This window comes from Photorhabdus akhurstii, assembly GCF_018448925.1.
GTDB classification, from domain to species: Bacteria; Pseudomonadota; Gammaproteobacteria; order Enterobacterales; family Enterobacteriaceae; genus Photorhabdus; species Photorhabdus akhurstii.
This window is the reverse complement of sequence record NZ_RCWE01000026.1, coordinates 1-21,118: the sequence shown is the minus strand read 5'-3', so window position 1 is coordinate 21,118 and position 21,118 is coordinate 1. Positions and strand designations below refer to the sequence as shown.

13 protein-coding genes are annotated in these 21,118 nt (G+C 45.3%); 4 read left to right on the top strand and 9 right to left on the bottom strand.

Annotated features, from left to right (window positions below):
- Positions 1 to 516: 516 nt before the first annotated feature.
- Positions 517 to 981, bottom strand: a complete 465-nt coding sequence (locus EAE93_RS19710; RefSeq protein ID WP_214040387.1) for an Lrp/AsnC family transcriptional regulator — start codon at positions 979 to 981, stop codon at positions 517 to 519.
- Positions 982 to 1,158: 177 nt separating this feature from the next.
- On the opposite strand from EAE93_RS19710, the gene EAE93_RS19705 reads away from it, so the two are divergent.
- The 3 genes from EAE93_RS19705 (at position 1,159) to EAE93_RS19695 (ending at position 4,389) form a co-directional block, all read left to right on the top strand.
- The gene (locus tag EAE93_RS19705; RefSeq protein ID WP_214040386.1) at positions 1,159 to 1,770 is read left to right on the top strand and encodes a LysE family translocator; all 612 of its coding nucleotides are present in this window, start codon (positions 1,159 to 1,161) and stop codon (positions 1,768 to 1,770) included.
- A 168-nt stretch (positions 1,771 to 1,938) separates the two neighbouring features.
- Positions 1,939 to 3,981, top strand: coding sequence for a bifunctional tRNA (5-methylaminomethyl-2-thiouridine)(34)-methyltransferase MnmC2/FAD-dependent 5-carboxymethylaminomethyl-2-thiouridine(34) oxidoreductase MnmC1 (mnmC, locus tag EAE93_RS19700; protein WP_214040385.1), 2,043 nt, complete (start codon positions 1,939 to 1,941; stop codon positions 3,979 to 3,981).
- 120 nt (positions 3,982 to 4,101) lie between these two features.
- The gene (locus tag EAE93_RS19695; RefSeq protein ID WP_040149691.1) at positions 4,102 to 4,389 is read left to right on the top strand and encodes a type II toxin-antitoxin system RelB/DinJ family antitoxin; all 288 of its coding nucleotides are present in this window, start codon (positions 4,102 to 4,104) and stop codon (positions 4,387 to 4,389) included.
- Between the two features lie 124 nt (positions 4,390 to 4,513).
- Here EAE93_RS19695 and EAE93_RS19690 read toward each other — a convergent pair whose 3' ends face one another.
- The 8 genes from EAE93_RS19690 to hutU form a co-directional block, all read right to left on the bottom strand.
- Positions 4,514 to 4,792 carry a YfcL family protein gene (locus EAE93_RS19690; RefSeq protein ID WP_036778735.1) on the bottom strand — a complete coding sequence of 93 codons (279 nt, stop codon included), beginning with the start codon at positions 4,790 to 4,792 and terminating at the stop codon, positions 4,514 to 4,516.
- Between the two features lie 21 nt (positions 4,793 to 4,813).
- The gene (locus EAE93_RS19685) at positions 4,814 to 5,365 is read right to left on the bottom strand and encodes an elongation factor P hydroxylase (RefSeq protein WP_110086644.1); all 552 of its coding nucleotides are present in this window, start codon (positions 5,363 to 5,365) and stop codon (positions 4,814 to 4,816) included.
- A gap of 22 nt (positions 5,366 to 5,387) precedes the next feature.
- Positions 5,388 to 6,191 carry a sulfite exporter TauE/SafE family protein gene (locus tag EAE93_RS19680; RefSeq protein WP_105399083.1) on the bottom strand — a complete coding sequence of 268 codons (804 nt, stop codon included), beginning with the start codon at positions 6,189 to 6,191 and terminating at the stop codon, positions 5,388 to 5,390.
- 92 nt (positions 6,192 to 6,283) lie between these two features.
- Entirely contained in the window at positions 6,284 to 7,369 is a 1,086-nt protein-coding gene (gene aroC / locus EAE93_RS19675; RefSeq protein WP_214040384.1) for a chorismate synthase, read from the bottom strand.
- Positions 7,370 to 7,451: 82 nt separating this feature from the next.
- The gene (gene prmB / locus EAE93_RS19670; protein ID WP_214040383.1) at positions 7,452 to 8,384 is read right to left on the bottom strand and encodes a 50S ribosomal protein L3 N(5)-glutamine methyltransferase; all 933 of its coding nucleotides are present in this window, start codon (positions 8,382 to 8,384) and stop codon (positions 7,452 to 7,454) included.
- 231 nt (positions 8,385 to 8,615) lie between these two features.
- Entirely contained in the window at positions 8,616 to 10,010 is a 1,395-nt protein-coding gene (locus tag EAE93_RS19665) for an amino acid permease (RefSeq protein ID WP_040149697.1), read from the bottom strand.
- An 88-nt stretch (positions 10,011 to 10,098) separates the two neighbouring features.
- On the bottom strand, positions 10,099 to 11,643 hold the full coding sequence (gene hutH / locus EAE93_RS19660) for a histidine ammonia-lyase (protein ID WP_110086640.1): 1,545 nt from the start codon (positions 11,641 to 11,643) through the stop codon (positions 10,099 to 10,101).
- An 8-nt stretch (positions 11,644 to 11,651) separates the two neighbouring features.
- Complete coding sequence (gene hutU / locus EAE93_RS19655) at positions 11,652 to 13,331, bottom strand: urocanate hydratase (protein WP_214040382.1); 1,680 nt, start codon at positions 13,329 to 13,331, stop codon at positions 11,652 to 11,654.
- Positions 13,332 to 14,304: 973 nt separating this feature from the next.
- Between hutU and EAE93_RS19650 the strand changes: the two genes are divergently transcribed.
- Positions 14,305 to 21,118: non-ribosomal peptide synthetase (locus EAE93_RS19650; protein WP_250151114.1), on the top strand; the 6,814-nt coding region annotated here is incomplete at its 3' end.

Sequence of the window (21,118 nt, the reverse complement as noted above, 5' to 3'; positions counted from 1 at the left end):
CCTAATGGGGGTTAATAATGAGAGGACTTGGTTACCTTCTGCTAAGCGTTGGTATCATATGGATTTTAGTGGCTTTTAATATGGACATAAACATATTATCACAATATGGCAACAAATTTAACAATATGGAGCCAATTATTTTACAACAAAATCATATCCTAATTGGCGCATTCATTACACTTTATGGGCTAATTATGATTATATCCAGTAGGAATCAGAGATTATTAGAGTCTATATACAGAAGTAATATTAAGGAGATTGCCGAATTCAATTCAAAAGATGTATTCATACCTACACCTATGCAAAACTCAGATTACTTAAAACGAGCTAATAGGAAGCGGCCAAGCGTAAAGTGATATCAATGATTAATACTATTTCCTCACATTTAAAAGAGAGGCAATCAAAAGAATTTAAAAAATTATGTGAATTTCACATTGATTTATAAATATAAACCCCGCTTCGCTGGCGGGGCATTATTTCCTTGGGCATCCCGGCTTTATTATAAGGAGAACTTACTCATATTGGTAACATATGGGTAAGTTTCGCCGTTTCCATCGGTACCTCCGTCTTCACGCTTTGAATACTGTCGATCCGAGTTAGATGTTCGGCATGGAAACGACGATAAGAATGGAGATCCTCAGTAACGATTCTCAGAAGCGCATCACATTCTCCTGCCATTAAGTGACATTCCACAATTTCAGGCATTTCTTGGATAGCATCAGTGAAACGCTGGATCGTCTCTGCATCCTGAGCCTTGAGCCAAATTCGGGCAAACAATGAAAGATTAGCGCCGATCTTCGAACCATCAAGAACGGCAACATAACGCTTGATGACCCCTGCTTCTTCCAATAACCGTACACGCCGCAAGCAAGACGATGGTGATAAACCAACCTCTTTAGCTAATTCGATATTCTGGAGTCGGCCGTTACGTTGTAAGGCACGAAGAATACGTTTATCAATATTATCTAATTTCATTAGCATTCGATTCCATTAAAACTAAAAATAAATTAATCTGATTGCAATATTAATATAAAAAATGAAAAAATAGACACAAAATATCATAATAATTAGCTTAAAATACCAAAAATTATCTTTTTATAGATTGATTATAGCGTCTAGCCTGCCAACTTACTCTTAAACATTTATGGAGGAAAAATCATGCAGTTAGAGAACTTTTTAATTTTCGCTGCAACTGTACTGCCGTTAATCTGTACTCCCGGACCCGATATCATGTTTGTGGCATCTCAAGGTCTGTCAGCAGGAAAAAGCGCAGCCCTACGCGCCAATGCAGGAGTCATCTCCGGTTATTGTCTACATAGCATTCTTGGCGCTCTGGGTGTTACTGCTATTGTGGCAACCTCACCAATTCTGTTCGAGGTGATGCGTTGGATTGGCGTTGTCTACTTAGTCTATTTAGCGGTTCAGATGTTCCGTTCAGCCATGCGTCCCGGCAAAATTATTTTCTCGTCCTCATCAGCCAAGACCTCGCTGACCAAAGGTTTCCTAACCAGCTTTCTGAACCCTAAGGGGTTGCTGGTTTACTTTGCTATTCTGCCAAACTTCATCACTGCGGACAGCAACTATACGCTCCAATCCATTATTCTCTCAGCAATTTTCATCACTACCTGCGCTCTCATTTACGGATTAATCGGTGTCACCATAGCTAGCATGGGGCAAAAAGGTTCATTCAGCGATCGTCGCCGTCGCTGGGTTGAAGGCATTGCCGCAGGGCTTTTGTGTTTGGCCGCCGGGTACCTGGCGAAGAGCTGAACAGAATGATTGTTGATATAATGCCCAATAATGTCCAGCACTTGTCCAAATACAGGCGCTGGCTGCTGTTCAAATCAGCACTTTTTCACTCTTTTCTTCTGTCAGGTGGTACATCAATCTCAACCTCGCTAAAATCGCATTATTATCAGTAATATTGCAGGCATTACCGTGAAAAATTCTGCTATCTGTACCGCAACCCTAAGTTGGAATGATCAAGGTACCCCGGTTTCAACACAGTTTGATGATGTTTACTTCTCAAATCAGGATGGGCTGGAAGAAACCCGTTATGTATTTCTTAATGGTAACCGCTTCCCCCAACGATTCAGCACTCATTCCCGTTCTAATTGTGTAATCGCGGAAACCGGCTTCGGAACAGGATTAAATTTTCTGACGCTCTGGCAATCATTTGATGCATTTCGACAGCGAAATCCTGATGCGCCGTTGAAACGTCTACATTTCATCAGTTTTGAGAAGTATCCGCTGAAAACCAATGACTTAAAAGCCGCTCATCAACGCTGGCCTGAACTTGGAATTTTTTCACAGCAACTTTGCCAGCAATGGCCTCAACCTCTGGCAGGCTGCCACCGACTGATTATGGCAAATGGCGCTGTCACATTGGATTTATGGTTCGGTGACGTCAATGATCTGCTGCCCACAATGGATTCCACTCTTCACGGTAAAATAGATGCCTGGTTTTTAGACGGCTTTGCTCCTGCCAAAAACCCGCAAATGTGGAGTGAACAGTTGTTTGCCGCAATGGCACAATTTGCCCATCCAGAAGGCACCTTTGCAACCTTTACTTCTGCCGGCATCGTCCGTCGAGGTTTACAACAGGCTGGTTTTAATGTCAGTAAAATCAAAGGATTCGGTCGAAAAAGAGAAATGCTGACCGGGGTTCTGGCAACTCAGAAGTATCAGCCATTACCTGCACCTTGGTTTGCCCGGCCGACAGCAAGCCACACCGATGATATCGCGATTATCGGCGGAGGGATTGCCGGTATTCTCACCGCACTTGCTCTACTGCGCCGTGGAGCACAGGTGACTCTTTATTGTCAGGATGCAGCCCCAGCACAAGGTGCGTCCGGTAATCGCCAGGGAGCACTTTATCCGCTACTGAACGGTAGTAATAACGGACTCGAAAAATTCTTTATCTCTGCATTTACCTTTGCTCACCGCCAATATGAACAGTTATCAGCGCAAGGAGTTGATTTCAACCATCAATGGTGTGGCGTCAGCCAGCTTGCCTATGATGAAAAAAGTAGTAAGAAAATTGAGAAAATGCTGGCGGCAGAGTGGCCGAATGAACTCGCCATCGGCATGAATTGTCACCAGTTGAGTGAAAAATGCGGGCTGGATATTCATCACCACGGCATTCACTATCCACAGGGCGGATGGCTATGCCCGGCTGAACTCACTAAAGCAGCAACAGAATTGGCACAACAGCAAGGAATGCTCTGTCGCTTCAATCATCAAGTTACCGCGCTCAATTACAACCAGCATGGCTGGCAACTGCATCTCATGCATCAAGGACAACTATTAAACGCACAGCATAAAACGGTGGTGATTGCCAACGGTCATCATCTCCCCCAATTTGAACAAACCGAGAAACTGCCGGTAACTGCTGTGCGTGGTCAGGTCAGTCACATCCCAACCACAACTGATCTGAGCCAATTGCAAAATGTGCTTTGCTACGATGGTTATATGACACCGGCTAATCCAGCCAATCAACACCACTGTATCGGCGCCAGTTATCAGCGTCATCGGCTTGATAATGAATATTCTGAAACAGAACAACAGGAAAACCGTGACCGGTTGCTGAAATGTTTATCTGATGCCGAATGGGTAAATCAGGTTGATGTTTCTGCTAAACAATCCCGTCAAGGTATTCGCTGCGTTATCCGTGATCATATGCCAATGGTGGGAAATGTGCCGGATCTCAATAAAATAATGACAGATTATCAAGATTTGCCAGAAAAAATCCGCACAGGAAGCACCATCACTGATGCACCCTGTTATTCCAATCTGTTTGTTATCGGTGCATTAGGTTCCCGTGGATTATGCTCTGCGCCACTCAGTGCAGAAATTCTTGCCGGGCAGATCTTTGATGAGCCATTACCACTGGATAATGAAACATTGGCAGCTCTTCATCCAAACCGTTTTTGGATCAGAAAACTACTGAAAGGCCGTAAAGTGAAAACTGAAAGACCCTAAGGAACTGCGCTGCCTAAGCAGTGAAATGCTTATGTAACTTTTGGGAGGCAGCTCAATACATCTCAATACTATTGCAGATATCACGTCACATAATGAAGTCTGACAAGTGGAGGACACAAAATGGCTGTTCAAACATCAATACTGCACGTTCGTGTAGACGATAAACTCAAGGCTGATGCTACGGAAAATCTCTCAAATTTAGGATTGACCATATCAGATGCGGTACACATTCTACTCACCTATATCGTCAAAGATGGTGTGTTACCTGCTGACTTAGAAGCTTACGACGCCCGGTTTCACGCTAAAGTGCAAGAAGCGCTCGACGATACGCGCCAACCTGTCCCACATCAGCAAATAATGGATGAAGCGCAAGAATTAATTGAAAGGAAACTTCGTGCTTGCTCTTGAATGGTGGAAAAAGGAATAAAAATCGCCATTAAGTCTCCGTTTCTGATCCACTGGCCCCCAAGAAATTCATATGGTTTCTTAGGGGGGGTAGCTCGTTTTTTCTATTCTATTACTTTAATTCAACTTATTGAGTTTTAGCATTATCCAGCAGGCGCTGCCAGGTATTAAGCACCAGAATCTGATCCGGCGGCGCCAATTCTCCCGCTTTAATCGCATTTTGGATACTTTCTTCAACACGGTCATGAAGCTGTTCAGCCGTATGCGCGCCTTCCTGCTCCAATTCTGCTACCGCTAAGGTGAGATGCCCGCGGAGATAACCACCAGCAAACAATTCATCATCACTGGCGTGATCTACCATGCCATCAATTTGCGCTAAAATACGCGTTTCAAACTCAGCGAGCATCATTTTTCCTCAAATTCAGTTTCATTCTGCGAATATATCTTCCGGGTAAGGAAAATGTTCCGCTTTTAACGGAGGCGTATTGTAAAACGATTGCAGCCCCTGAATAAAGCACTCTGCTCTTGCCGGTATTCCCTGCGCTAAATAATCCATGATCTGCTCATGAACTTTACGCTGAAAAGCTAATCTATCAGGTTCAAAATCCCCTTCAAGGTTGTCACAACTGACATTAAACGGAAAACCTGCCGCAGTACAAAACAACCAATCAAGTGCCTGTGGTTTAATTTCTACTTTTTCAAATTCACTTTGCGTCTGTGCGTCACGACCATCCGGGCAATACCAGTAACCAAAATCCACCAATTTCCGGCGCTCTTGACCCGCAATGCACCAATGCGCAATTTCATGTAATGCACTGGCATAAAAACCATGAGCAAATACAATCCGGTTATAGGAGATCTCTTCATCTGCCGGCAGATAAATAGGTTCATTATCACCTTTGACCAAACGTGTGTTGTATTCATCACCAAAACAGCGATTAAAAATATCAATAAGTTGTTGATAGTTATGTATTATCATGAATTAAAAACAAAACCCTGAATCAGAAATAAAATGCCAACCAGCTACGGATCGTATCGCCGTGATTATCATTCAGTAATTTAATACTCATCAAAAAGGAGATGATGACAATCATTGGGCGAATCAGTTTCTGTCCATGAGTCAAAACTAAACTTGCACCCAACCGTGCGCCAATCACCTGTCCTGCCAACATCACAAGGCCCAATACCCACAAAACTTGACCGCCAAGGATAAAAAGCGCCAGTGAACCTACGTTAGAAGCAAAGTTCAGTACTTTAGCATGAGCGGTGGATTTCGCCAGGTTATAGCCACACAACACGACATAAGCTAACGCATAAAATGAGCCGACACCGGGGCCAAATATGCCGTCATATAAACCCAGTCCACTCCCGACAAGCAAGGCGAATGCCACAGGCGTCAAGCGACGATGGCGCTCTTCTATGCCAATGGCTGGCGTCAAAAGGAAATAAAGACCAATGATAATGACCAAAACCGGCAATAGCTGACAGAGAAAATCTGGCTTTATAAACTGGACAATAATCGCACCAGCCATTGAGCCAAGTAATGTCATCAATATGGCAAAGCGTTGAGATTTGAGATCAACCGCACCATAACGGACAAAATAGAGGCTGGCAGAGAAGGAACCGCCCACTGCCTGCAACTTGTTTGTCGCTAGCGCCTGTACCGGCGAGACTCCAACGGATAACAGCGCCGGGATGGTTAGTAAACCGCCACCGCCAGAAATCGAGTCAATAAATCCAGCCATCATTGCAACCAGAAAGAGCAAAATGTAAACTTCCGCACCTGACGACAATAACCAGTCCATATTTCATCCCATCAACAGCAACCACTTATCAATATTCAAGCTACCCATTTCAGTCTCTGGGATTTTCAAGGCTAGCTTCATTATTCTCAAGTTCACCAGCGAGGAAGGCTGGATTCGACATCAGCACACTGTGCCCTCTGGCGTAATAGGTGATCCATCAACACAATAGCCATCATTGCTTCCGCAATCGGTACGGCGCGGATACCAACACAGGGATCATGGCGGCCACGAGTGACCATTTCCACCTCTTCACCCTGACGATTAATCGTTTTGCCCGGCACCATAATGCTGGATGTCGGTTTCAACGCAATATGAGCAATAATTGGCTGGCTGCTGCTAATACCACCCAGAATTCCTCCCGCATGATTACTGGTGAATCCCAGAGCAGTTATTTCATCTCTGTTTTCGCTGCCGCGTAAATTGATAACACCGAAACCATCGCCAATTTCGACGCCTTTTACTGCGTTAATACTCATCAGCGCATGAGCAATATCGGCATCAAGACGGTCGAAAACCGGTTCTCCCAAACCAGCCGGAACATTTTCCGCGACAACCGTCACTTTCGCGCCAACAGAGTCCCCCGCTTTTTTCAGTTCACGCATCAAGGCATCAAGTTGTTCAAGTTTAGTCTCATCAGGACTGAAAAATGGGTTTTGTTCCACCTGTTCCCAATCTTTCAATTGGCAATGGATATTGCCCATTTGAGTCAAACAGGCACGGACACGAATACCATATTTATCCAACAAATATTTTTTCGCTATTGCACCCGCAGCAACACGCATCGCCGTTTCACGCGCAGAGGAGCGGCCCCCGCCACGATAGTCGCGGATACCGTATTTCTGTTCATAAGTGTAATCGGCATGGCCCGGACGAAACACATCTTTAATAGCGCTGTAATCCTGAGAACGCTGGTCAGTATTTTCAATGAGTAAACCGATACTGGTACCGGTTGTTACCCCTTCAAATACACCCGAAAGAATGCGAACCTGATCCGGCTCACGGCGTTGTGTTGTATAACGGGAAGTTCCCGGACGACGCCTGTCTAAATCAATTTGCAAATCGGCTTCTGTGATTGCAATGCCCGGTGGCACACCATCGACAATACATCCCAACGCCAAACCGTGAGATTCGCCAAAAGTGGTGACCCGGAAAAATTGCCCGATACTATTTCCCGCCATCCCAACTCCTTCTTGTTAATCGTTCTTCTATTTGACTCTGCCTGTTTTGCATTATTACCGCAGCTACAACCTATTCAATTATTCAATCTTTGAATAAACGAAAATGTTCGTGATGTTCAACTAACTGTTGACGTGTCAACATAAATACGCCATCGCCACCATATTCAAATTCCAACCAAGTAAATGGCACATCAGGATATTGTTCAATCAAATGCACCATACTGTTGCCAACCTCGCAAATCAACACACCTCGTTCAGTGAGAAAATCTGGAGCAGTCGCCAGAATACGGCGTGCCAGTTTCAAACCATCTGAACCCGCTGCCAAACCCAACTCAGGCTCACGGCGAAACTCTTCCGGCAAGTCGCTCATATCCTCGGCATCGACATAAGGCGGATTTGTGACAATAAGATCGTATTTAACCGGCGGCATATCGCGGAACAGATCAGAACGAATCGGAATGACCCGGTGGTCAAGACTGTGATTCTGAATATTCTGTTCAGTCACGGCCAGTACATCTGCGGAAATATCCACGGCATCTATTTCTGCTTCCGAGAAAGCATATGCACAGGCAATAGCAATACAACCACTACCCGTGCAGAGATCGAGGATATTGGCGGGTTGGTCAGGAATCAATCCTGCAAATTCATTATTAATTAATTCACCAATCGGTGAACGTGGAATCAAAACCCGCTCATCAACATAAAATTCATGACCACAAAACCAGGCTCTGTTAGTCAAATAAGCAACCGGAATACGATCATTAATACGGCGCAGTACCCTTTCGACAATACGATGACGCTCAGTTGATGTCAGTCGCGTGGTTAGCATCTCTTGTGGGATATCCAGCGGCAAAAACAGTGATGGAAGAACCAGTTGCAGCGCCTCATCCCAAGGATTGTCTGTACCGTGCCCGTAATAAATATTCGCCGCATTAAACCGGCTAACAGACCAGCGCAACATATCCTGAATGGTATATAACTCAGCTACTGCCTCATCGATAAAAATCTTGTCCAAAAGCGCCTCCAGCCCTGCAAATTCATTAGCCTGCTAGTTTGCCACGATCATTAAAACAAATCAGCTTTATATCAGGTTAATGACATAGAATTTTCAGTGCTAATGTTCAACGAGCAATGAATTAAGACATGACAATTAAAAAAGCGGCCCGGATGTTTTATTGCAGATTTTTAATTAATTTTCAGCACAAACCGTCTTATTCAACAACAAGACGGTTTGCTTTCTAGATATTTAACACTGTGTTTCTTTGGCTGATTGAGGGTTCACAATAATGACATTTTTTCGTATCCATAAATAATAGGCGGATGTCAACAGTACGATCCATACTCCTCCTACATAGAACGCAATGCGTGTCGCCGGAAAGTAACTGAGAACAGCAATGATAAATATCATAAACACGATGGTCAGAATCGGCGCAACAGGCCACATCGGTACCGGGAATTGTAATTTCTGTACTTCTCCCGGTGACATCTTTCTACGCATAGCAAATTGAGATAGCAAAATCATTAACCAGACCCACACGGTGGCGAAAGTCGCAATCGAAGCAACAATGACGAATACCTGTTTAGGAAGCAAGTAATTGAGAACCACGGCACACAATAATGCCAACGTCATAACCATGATTGTCACCCAAGGCACCCCATTACGGCTTAAATGCATAAATTTTTTATGGGCTAATCCTTTCTCAGCCATACCGTACATCATACGACCAGCGCCAAAGATATCGCTGTTAATGGCCGAAATTGCCGCCGTAATGACGATAATATTCAGAATATTCGCCGCCGAACCAATGCCTAACCCCTGAAATATTGCGACAAATGGACTACCTTCTTGGCCGATGCTATTCCAAGGGTAAATCGCCATTAATACAAAAATAGTGAATATATAAAACAGAAGAATACGAAACGGGATAGAGTTAATCGCTTGCGGGATCATTTTCGCCGGATTTTTAGCTTCACTGGATGTAATACCGATGATTTCAATACCGCCGAAAGCGAACATCACAACAGCCAGAGACTCAATAATGCCCCCCAACCCATTAGGCATAAACCCACCGTGTTGCCACAGATTTTGAACTCCCGTTGCCTGAAAATGGCCGCTAAAACCAAACAGAATGATACCTGTTCCGGCAATAATCATGGCGCTGATTGCAGCAACTTTCAGAATCGATAACCAGAACTCCATTTCGCCAAACACTTTAACTTTGCAAAGATTGAGTGCGCCAATAATGAAAATAATGCTAAGTACCCATATCCAACGTGGCACTTCCGGGTACCATAGCCCCATATAAATGCCAAAAGCAGTCACATCCGCCAGGCAAACGATGATCATTTCGAAAGTATAAGTCCAGCCGGTAATAAATCCGGGTAACGGGCCTAAATATTGATGAGCGTAACTGGCAAAAGAGCCGGCATCCGGTCTGTGGACCGCCATCTCCCCTAAAGCACGCATCACCATAAAAACAGCGGCGCCGCCCACTAAATAAGCTAATAATACTGCCGGACCAGCCATGTTTATTGCTTCAGCAGAACCATAAAAAAGACCTGTACCAATCGCAGAACCCAACGCCATAAACCGGATATGGCGTGCGTTGAGTCCTCGCTCTAGTTGTAATGAGGCTTGCATGATTTACCCTCTTATCTTTTATTATGTGGGTTTTATGAGAAAGATAAATGTGATAATCAGGCCGGTCAGGTGCCGGCCATTGGTTTGTTTAACGACTATTTTTACTCTGTAATATCTGTCCAGAAGGAAGTAATGAGGTGAGATGTTGCTCGGCTAATAATTTCACAGCAGCATCAATATCAGGCGCAAAAAAGCGATCCTGATCATAATAATCTACTTTCGCTCGCAGGATACCACGCGCTTCTTCCAAAATTGGGCTGCTTCTCAGGCCATTACGGAAATCAATTCCCTGGCAGGCAGATAACCATTCAACTGCCAAAATACCTCGGGTATTTTCTGCCATCTGCCATAAACGACGCCCCGCAGCCGGAGCCATTGATACATGATCTTCCTGATTGGCCGACGTCGGTAAACTGTCAACACTCGCCGGGTGCGCCAACGCTTTATTTTCACTGGCAAGCGCCGCTGCCGTCACCTGTGCAATCATAAAACCTGAATTCACACCACCATTCTCAACCAGAAAAGGCGGAAGCTGTGACATATGCGAATCCATCAACAACGCAATACGTCGTTCTGACAATGCACCTATTTCTGCTAATACCAGCGCCAAATTATCAGACGCCATTGCAACAGGTTCAGCATGGAAATTACCACCGGAAATCACTTCTCCCTGCTCAGCAAACACCAATGGGTTATCAGATACGGCATTAGCTTCGGTCAGAATAACATCAGCCGCATGACGCAATTGAGTCAAGCAGGCTCCCATAACTTGCGGCTGACAACGTAATGAATAAGGGTCCTGTACCTTGGGGCAATTAATATGAGAATCTGATAGTTCGCTGCTCTCTTCCAATACATAACGATACAATGCGGCAACATCGATCTGCCCCTGTTGCCCCCGCACTTCATGTACACGGGCATCAAATGGTTTGCGTGAACCCAATGCCGCCTCTACGGATAAAGAACCACAAACTATCGCTGCCGCCAGTAGATCTTCTGCTTCAAATAATCCACGTAACGCAAAAGCGGTAGAGACTTGGGTTCCATTGAGTAATGCTAAACCTTCTTTAGCCGCTAATGTAATGGGTTGTAAATTGGCCTTTGCCAGCGCTTCTTTGGCTGGCAGCCATTCACCCTGATAACGCGCTTGCCCTTCCCCAAGTAATAACAGGCTCATATGTGCCAACGGCGCCAAATCACCAGAAGCCCCTACCGATCCTTTACTGGGAATATGAGGATAAATTTCCGCATTGACTAACGCGATTAATGCCTGAATAACGGCAAGACGAATACCGGAGTAACCACGGGAGAGGCTGTTAATTTTCAATACCATGATCAACCGGGTCATATTATCGTCCAACGCTTCGCCGACCCCGGCAGCATGAGAGACAACCAGCGAACGCTGTAGTTTTTCTAAGTCATCCTTTTCAATCCGTGTACTGGCTAATAGCCCGAACCCAGTATTAATTCCGTAGGCAGTGCGATTTTCAGCAAGAATCGCATTAACACACTCCACGCTGTGTTCAATAGCAGGAAAAATCTGACTATCCAGCGTAATTTTCACCGGTTGTAGATAAACCTGACGCAGTTCATCAAGAGTCAATTTGCCTGGATAAATAGTTAGTTGCTTCATAATGTTCCTTATTTTGTATTAAGCATCGGCAAGTTTAATCCTTGCTCTTTGGCACAATGGATAGCGATTTCATAACCTGCATCAGCATGACGCATAACCCCAGTGGCGGGATCGTTATGCAGCACCCGTGCTATACGTTCTGCGGCTTCATCGGTTCCATCACAAACAATCACCATACCGGCATGTTGTGAGAAACCCATGCCGACACCACCGCCATGATGCAGAGAAACCCAAGTAGCGCCGCTGGCAGTGTTAAGTAAGGCGTTTAACAACGGCCAGTCCGATACGGCGTCAGAGCCATCACACATAGATTCGGTTTCGCGGTTCGGACTGGCGACAGAGCCGGAATCCAGATGGTCACGACCAATAACAATCGGTGCAGAAAGTTCGCCACTGCGCACCATTTCGTTAAAAGCCAGCCCCAATTTGGCGCGTTGCCCTAAACCAACCCAGCAGATACGAGCTGGTAATCCCTGAAAGCTAATGCGTTCCCTCGCCATATCTAGCCAGTGATGCAAATGTTGATCATCGGGGAGTAATTCTTTAACTTTGGCGTCGGTTTTATAGATATCCTGTGGATCGCCGGAAAGCGCTACCCAACGGAAAGGCCCGATACCACGGCAAAATAACGGGCGAATATAAGCAGGAACAAAACCAGGGAAATCGAAAGCATTTTCTACGCCGACTTCATATGCCATTTGGCGAATATTGTTGCCGTAATCAAAAACAGGAATGCCCTGCTTATGGAAAGTCAACATCGCCTCAACATGTTCCACCATTGAAGCTTTTGCTGCTTTGATGACCTCTGCCGGTGCTGAAATAGCACGTTGGCGATATTCTTCCCAACTCCACTCTTTTGGCAAATAGCCGTTGAGAGGATCGTGTGAGCTTGTCTGGTCAGTGACCAAATCCGGGCGCACACCACGACGAACTAATTCCGGCAAGATTTCAGCGGCATTGCCACACAGAGCGATAGAAATGGCTTTGCCTTCCTGAGTGTATTTTTCGATCCGAACCAGAGCGTCATCCAGATCTTTCGCTTGTTCATCGACATAACCCGTACGCAGACGGAAATCAATCCTGCTTTGCTGACATTCAATATTTAGTGAACACGCTCCAGCCAATGTTGCAGCCAGCGGTTGTGCTCCCCCCATACCACCCAAACCAGCAGTTAACACCCAACGACCCTGTAAACTACCGTTATAATGTTGGCGGCCAGCTTCCACAAACGTTTCATAGGTGCCTTGAACAATTCCCTGACTGCCAATGTAAATCCAGCTACCCGCCGTCATTTGGCCATACATAGCCAGCCCTTTAGCATCCAGCTCATTGAAATGTTCCCAAGTCGCCCAGTGCGGCACCAAATTCGAATTCGCAATGAGTACCCGTGGGGCATTACGGTGGGTTTTAAATACCCCAACTGGCTTACCCGATTGGATTAACAACGTTTCATCGTCTTCCAACTTTTTCAGTGTTTCAATAATCTTGTCATAACATTCCCAATCTCTAGCAGCCCGGCCAATACCGCCATACACCACCAGTTCATGAGGGTTTTCAGCAACTTCCGGATCAAGATTATTCATTAACATGCGCAGAGGAGCTTCGGTTAGCCAACTTTTGGCTGTTAATTGTGTTCCTCTGGAGGCCCGGATATCGGCATTACGAAATTTACTATTCTGGGCGTTCACGATCTGGCTCCTTCTGGTCTTTAGATATTTGTTAAATGTATAGTTGTATATACATGTATATTCAATAGGCCAAATCATTAACTAAAATAACATATTTACAGAGTTATTATTTTTATTTTCTTATAAATCAATTTGTTAATATTATTTCTTTCTAATTATCAAGGAATAATGTTTTTCTTATTTTTGTGTTTATAATCACAAATTATTTACATTAATTTTACAAAAATATAATTTAAGGGAGAAAATGTTTTTCCTGGTACGACAGTCGTAACCCATAACGAGGTTCAGCAGTGGAAAAGCTGATATCGACATATTGCCTTATCACTGTGGTGCATGCGGTTCTACAGATACAGGAGAAAATGACGGCATTACCTTGTCAAGAATTACATTGTCTGTATTTTCTTCAATTTGGCTATTGAGAAAATTTTTAAGAGTTCCCGCTCAAAGTACATAGTATCTGCTCCCAAAAAGAGAGTATAAGATCACGGCTATTTCTCCGAATCAACTGATTTATTCTTTATTCGTAATTAAAAAATATTCGCGGCCTTGCTCTGATTAAAAAGCTTGTTATACAATATAGACATCAATTTCAATAACAATCATTATTACGCCGCAAAAAATCATGATTATAATATGATAAACAAAGATAATAATAATTCCGAAAGTAAATTTAATAAAAATAAGGTTGGTGACAAATATGTGTGCTTAAGTGTATAGGAAATTAATAGAAAGTGAATCATTAGCCAATAAATACTATATTAACTATTTTTTCATGAGGAAGAGTGTTGAAAGATTGCGAGATTATCTGTAATGACGCTATGATAGATTATGCCCATGTCTATTAAATTAATGCTCAATATAATAATTTAAAGTCAGGAAAGTAATGAAATCTACTCATTCGCACCATAAACTACAAATAACTTACAAGCGGAATACATTCGTATAACTGATTATGAGAACATCTGAGGGTTCGTTGGATTCGAACTTATATAGTCTTCATCCTTCTCAGGAAGATGTGTTTTACGAACAAGTGCTTTATGAGAATAGTCCAATACACAGCCTCGGCTGGTATACATTGATAGAGAAAAATGTTGATATCGTTATTCTGCAAAAAGTGTGGAATTTACTATATCAACACATTGATATGTTACGTTTACGTATATCAATTAATTCGAATAATGAAGCTATTCAATATATTCAAAATCAGAGTACGCCAGAATTAATCAAGTGCTACGATGTTTCGATGCAGCTTGATCCTGAAAAGAAAGCCTATCTCTGGATGAAGCAACAAGTAGGTATTCCTATCGATTATTTAAAAGAAACTCCATATCAGGTTACACTAATTCGCTTAAATAATGAAAAACATTACTTTTTCACTAAATTCCATCATATTATGATTGATGGTGTCGGGGTATATCGACTTCATGAATATGTCCATAAATTATACAAATGTCTTGAAAATGAAACATCTACCGCATGGTTGTCAGAAATTCCACAATATTTAACTACAATAATCAAGTCGAGAAAATATTTTAATAACACTCAATATGAAAAAGATAAGAGTTATTGGTTTGATTTTCTGAAACAAAAAGAAATACATCAATTAACACCTTGCTACCAAAATACAGGTAGTGATAATTGTACGTTAATACTACCTCTTCCAATTAAAGAAGATTTGCGTACTTTTTGTAGAGAATACAAAACCAATCTGCTTTTCATCTTTTCGAGTCTGGTCAGCATTATTATGACTGAACTTACAGGGCAACAAGAGCTGGTTTTTAACACGATTACACATGGAAGAAAAGGAAAATCAGAAAAAGATGTTGTTGGGATGCATGCAAATATGTATCCGGTGCATTGTCATATTTCTCATGCGGCTAGTGTGATTGAACAGATTAAATTAACCGAATCTGAACTCAAAAATAGTTATTATCACTGTAAATTTCCTCAATCTCACCTTGCTCGAATTGCTCATAAACATAAGCTTTCTTTACCTAATATATCTATTTTCTATGAACGTTTTTCTGAGTCAGACTTCGAAGTCACCGAAAATCAGCACCATCACATAAATGGGGTATTTAATATTTATCCTATCGTCTTTAGATTAAAAAACTATGGGTATGCCCAGAAATTAAAAATAACGATAGATTATCTGCGGAAATACTTTAATAAGCAGGATGTCAACAGAATACTTAAACGATTGCAAAACCTGTTTATTACCTTACTCAACAACCCTGCATCATTAGTCAGTGAATTACCTATTTTATTAGAGCAGGAGCGTCATACATTACTGCATACCTGGAAACAACCCGATATATCCTATCCGCAAGACCGCACTCTCCAGCAGAAATTTGAGGCTCAGGCAACAGCCAGACCAGACAACATAGCGTTAGTGTTCGAAGGGAAAACACTGACTTATCGCCAACTAAACGAACGGGCTAACCAGTTGGCCACAGTGATTCGCGAACAGTATCAACAGCAGTGCAATAAACCCATGCCAGCCGATACGCTAGTAGCTTTATATCTGGATCGTAGTCTGGAAATGGTCATCAGCATTCTGGCGGTGCTGAAAGCCGGGGGAGCCTATGTACCAATCTCCCCGGAATATCCGCCGGAGCGGGTCCGGTTTATTTTAGAAGATACCGCATCCCCCTGTGTGGTGACTCAACAGCGATATCTGACAACGCTAGGGAAATATACGCAGACACAGACTAAACAGCCTGCATTGATAGCTGCGGATGATCGGACAGTGACAGAAAACCTCTCGACAGAAGATCCGACACCCGTCAGCGGAGCCACAGATCTGGCGTACGTTATCTATACTTCAGGCACAACCGGACAACCGAAAGGCGTGTTGCAGACACATCATAATGTCGTGCGTTTATTCGCAACTACTCAGGAGGATTATCAATTTGATCAAAATGATACCTGGGTGCTGTACCATGCTTACACATTTGATTTCAGTGTCTGGGAATTATGGGGCGCATTGCTCTATGGCGGGCGTTTAATTATTCCGACCGTAGAATGTACGAAGGATTTCGGCAGATTCAGTCATCTCTGTTCAGACCAGAAAGTTACCGTATTAAACCAGACACCCGGGGCATTTTATGCCTTTATTGATGCGTCATTGAATATTGGCGCTGAATTTCCCCACCTTCGCTACGTGATTTTTGGTGGAGATAAACTGAATCCGGTTCAATTGAAACCCTGGTGGAACCATTACGGCGATCAATCTCCTGCTCTCATCAATATGTATGGGATAACCGAAACAACCGTACATGTTACCTACAAGAAATTAACCCAAGGCGACGCCACAACAGTATCTTGCATTGGACGGCCATTAAATGACATGTACGCCTATGTCTTAAATCATTCCGGGAACCTTGTCCCCATTGGCGCACCCGGAGAGTTATACATCGGCGGTGCGGGACTGGCTCGGGGATATTTAAACCGGCCTGAACTGACAGCCGAACGTTTTGTAGAGAACCCATTTGCCACCAATAAAGATAAGGAACGCGGTTACACCCGCCTGTATAAAACCGGCGATTTAGTCCGCTGGCAGCCGGATGGCAATTTGGAATATCTCGGGCGCAATGATTTTCAAGTCACAATCCGCGGTTATCGCATTGAACTGGGCGAAATTGAGACTGCACTCGCTTTGCACCCACAGGTAAAACAGGCCGTGGTGATCGATCGCGAATATGAGGGTAATAAAGCACTGGCGGCATATCTGGTGACGGCGGGGAAACTCTCAGACAATGAGCTTATAAGGCACTTATCTTCCCGTCTGCCGGACTACATGCTACCGGCCAGCTTTACCCGTATTGAATCCATTCCTCTGACCTTAAACGGCAAACTGGATCGGCGGGCATTGCCAGAACCTGTCTGGGGAAATAAAGAGGGATACGTGGCGCCCCGCAATACGCTGGAAACCCAACTGTGTGCCATTTGGCAGGACATGTTAGGTATGGAACGGGTAGGCATCGAGGATAATTTCTTCCGTATCGGGGGCAACTCCCTGACGGCAATTAGGTTGACCGCCGCCATCCGCCGCATACTGGCAACCGAGGTCTCACTGGCGCAGTTGTTTGCGCTGAAAACCATCGCGGGCCTGACAACCCAGATGGAACAGCAGATTTATACGGTTATCCCTCATCTGGCACGGGAGCGTTATCCCTTATCGTTCGCTCAGGAGCGGATGCTATTTATCGAGCAATTTGAACAAGGCTCCGATACCTACCATATCCCTTATCTGGTTCAACTGGATAATGATGCCTGTCTGCCCCTGTTGGAAACCGCCATTAACCGGCTGGCTGAACGCCATGCTGTAATGAAGATGGCGTACCGCAGCAATGATGAAGGGCAGATTGCTCCTCAGGTGCTGGACAGCAGTTTGGTTATCCAATCCCAGCCCTGTGAAAACACTGACATGCTGCGGAGCACGGTTCGGGCAGAAATAGCCACCCCGTTTAATTTGGCTGCGGAACCCAGCCTGCGCCTGTGCCATTATTCGGTGTCTGGCCGACACTACTTATTAATGCTATGGCACCATATCGCCATTGATGGCTGGTCGGTCGATATCTTTATGGCTGAACTGGCAGAGATTTACCACTCCTTACGGGAAGGCCGCGACAGCCAGCTTCCCCCGTTGGAGATTACCTACGGCGATTACGCCGTCTGGCAACGGGACTATTTACAGGGCGACATCGGTGAACGCCAGCTCGCTTACTGGCGGCAGGCCCTGGCCGGTTATGAATCACTGGCCTTGCCCACCGATTATCCCAGACCCACACGGGTGAATTATCAGGGACGGGATTTCAAGTTTGTGCTAAACACCCGGCTGTCTGAACAGTTAAGGACGCTGGCAAAAGCGCAGGAAACCACCCTGTATACCGTGCTGCTCAGCGCCTTTTATCTCACGCTGGCAAAATTATCCGGGCAAAATGATATCGTCCTGGGGACGCCGACGGATAACCGTCACCACGCCCAAACCCAACCCCTGATTGGGATGTTTGTCAACTCACTGGCCTTAAGAATACAACTTCAACAAACCGCCAGTGTGGAAGCACTGATTCAACAGACCCATCAGCGGGTGACTGAGGCCAAGGTCCATCAGGACATGCCGTTTGAACAGCTGGTTGAGGCGCTGGATATTGAGCGTGACACCGCCCGCCATCCGATTTTTCAGGTGATGTTCGGGTTGCAGAACTTTGGAGAAAATCCGCCAGACAGTCGTCTGCCGTTCAGGCCGGTGACACTGGATGAGCCGTTATACAGCCCTGCCAAGTTTGACCTGAGCCTGCTTTTATCCGATGGGCAAACCGATATTACCGGGTGTCTGAATTACGCCGTCAGCCTGTTTGCTGAGGCCACCATCGAGAGACTGGCGGGGATTTATCAACGGGTGCTAGAAGCATTCGTGACAAACCAGACACAATCGCCGTCCGAAATTGACATCCTGTCTGCCCAGGAACGTTATACCCTGCTGCACTGCTGGAATCAGACCGACGCGCCTTACCCGCGGGATAAAACCCTGCAACAACTGTTTGAAACCCAAGTGGAAAGCACACCAGATAACATAGCGTTGGTGTTTGAAGGCGAATCCCTGACCTACCGCCAGCTTAACGAACGGGCAAACCAACTGGCCTATGTGATCCGTGAACGGTGTCAGCCACACCATCATGTCCCTATGCAAGCGGATACCCCCATCGCCCTCTACCTCGACCGCAGTCTGGAAATGGTGATCAGTATTTTGGCGGTACTGAAAGCCGGAGGCGCCTATGTGCCCATTTCGCCGGAATACCCACCAGAACGAGTCCAGTTTATCCTGACTGACACGGCAGCTTCCTGCATATTGACCCAACAGCGACACTTGATAACGCTGACGGCATACAGTCAGGCACTCGTGGAACAGCCGATACTGATGGCAACGGATGACCCGATAATCACCGCAGGCCAGCCCGAGGACAATCCGATATCGGTAAACAAACCCTCAGATTTGGCTTATATCATTTATACCTCAGGCACCACCGGCCAGCCGAAAGGCGTCATGATTGAGCACAAGAATGTGGCGCATATGGCGGCGGCACAGGCAGAAATTTTTAATGCCGCCAAGAGAAAAAAAGCCTTAATGTTTGCCGCCTATGTGTTTGATGGCTCTGTTTTCGAGCTCTTCCCCAGTTTATTTAATGGCCTGACGCTTTACCTTTGCAGCGAAACAGAACGTCATGCCCAGGCAATTGAAAAACTCATTCAACGAGAAGGCATTGAAATCGCCGCCTTACCGCCAGCCATACTCAAGCTGTTAATTGGCTCGCACTTACCTTCCTTGCAGTTATTAGTGACCGCCGGAGAATCCCCCTCGCTGGATTTTCTTGACCATTTCAGCCGTCATAGCTCTGTCCTCAATTCTTATGGTCCAACTGAAGTGACCGTTTGTGCAACCGAAAAAATATATCAACGTGGGGTCATCCCAACAAATATCGGCAAAGCCATTAATAACGCCCGCCTTTATGTTCTTGATAGTCATGGTCATCTGTCTCCTGTCGGAGCGCCGGGAGAACTGCATATCGGTGGGGCCGGAGTCGCGCGAGGTTACTGGAACCAGCCTGAACTCACCACCGAGAAGTTTATAGCAAACCCCTTTGCTACCGCAGCAGATAAAGCCAAAGGTTATACCCGTCTGTATAAAACCGGTGATTTAGTCCGCTGGCGGCCGGATGGCAATCTGGAATATCTCGGACGCGATGATTTCCAAGTCAAAATCCGCGGTTACCGCATAGAACTGGGCGAAATTGAGACTGCCCTTGCGACTCATCCTCAAGTCAAACAGGCAGTGGTGATTGACCGTGATCATAACGGTCATAAAGTACTGGTCGCGTATCTGGTGACGGAAGAGAAACTCTCAGACGATGAGCTCGTCAGGCACTTATCTTCCCACCTGCCAGAACATATGGTGCCTGCCAGCTTTACCCTTATTGAGTCCGTTCCTCTGACCCTGAACGGCAAACTGGATCGGCGGGCATTGCCGGAACCTGTCTGGGGAAATAAAGAGGGATACGTGGCGCCCCGCAATACGCTGGAAACCCAACTGTGTGCCATTTGGCAGGACGTGTTAGGTGTGGAACGGGTAGGCATCGAGGATAATTTCTTCCGTATCGGGGGCAACTCCCTGACGGCAATTAAGCTGACCGCCGCCATCCGCCGCATACTGGCAACCGAGGTTTCACTGGCGCAGTTGTTTGCGCTGAAAACCATCGCGGGCCTGACAACCCAGATGGAACAGCAGATTTATACGGTTATCCCACATCTGGCACGGGAGCGTTATCCCTTATCGTTTGCTCAGGAGCGGATGCTATTTATCGAGCAATTTGAACAAGGCTCCAATACCTACCATATCCCTTATCTGGTTCAACTGGATAATGATGCCTGTCTGCCCCTGTTGGAGACCGCCATTAACCGGCTGGCTGAACGCCATGCTGTAATGAAAATGGTGTACCGCAGCGATGATGATGGACAGGTTTACCCACAGAGACTGGACGGAAATTTGGTTATCCAATCCCAGCCCTGTGAAAACACTGACATGCTGCGGAACACGGTTCGGGCAGAAATAGCCACCCCGTTTGATTTAACCGCAGAACCCAGCCTGCGCCTGTGCCACTATTCGGTGTCTGGTCGGCACTACTTACTAATGCTATGGCACCATATCGCCATTGATGGCTGGTCGGTCGATATCTTTATGGCTGAACTGGCGGAGATTTACCACTCCTTGCAGGAAGGCCGCGACA

Bases quoted from the DNA above. Each gene is read 5' to 3' on its own strand.
- EAE93_RS19685 (WP_110086644.1), bottom strand. From the start codon at position 5,365: ATGATAATACATAACTATCAACAACTTATTGATATTTTTAATCGCTGT.
- hutH (WP_110086640.1), bottom strand. From the start codon at position 11,643: ATGAAGCAACTAACTATTTATCCAGGCAAATTGACTCTTGATGAACTG.
- EAE93_RS19695 (WP_040149691.1), top strand. From the start codon at position 4,102: ATGGCTGTTCAAACATCAATACTGCACGTTCGTGTAGACGATAAACTC.
- EAE93_RS19680 (WP_105399083.1), bottom strand. From the start codon at position 6,191: ATGGACTGGTTATTGTCGTCAGGTGCGGAAGTTTACATTTTGCTCTTT.
- EAE93_RS19665 (WP_040149697.1), bottom strand. From the start codon at position 10,010: ATGCAAGCCTCATTACAACTAGAGCGAGGACTCAACGCACGCCATATC.
- EAE93_RS19710 (WP_214040387.1), bottom strand. From the start codon at position 981: ATGCTAATGAAATTAGATAATATTGATAAACGTATTCTTCGTGCCTTA.
- aroC (WP_214040384.1), bottom strand. From the start codon at position 7,369: ATGGCGGGAAATAGTATCGGGCAATTTTTCCGGGTCACCACTTTTGGC.
- EAE93_RS19705 (WP_214040386.1), top strand. From the start codon at position 1,159: ATGCAGTTAGAGAACTTTTTAATTTTCGCTGCAACTGTACTGCCGTTA.
- EAE93_RS19690 (WP_036778735.1), bottom strand. From the start codon at position 4,792: ATGCTCGCTGAGTTTGAAACGCGTATTTTAGCGCAAATTGATGGCATG.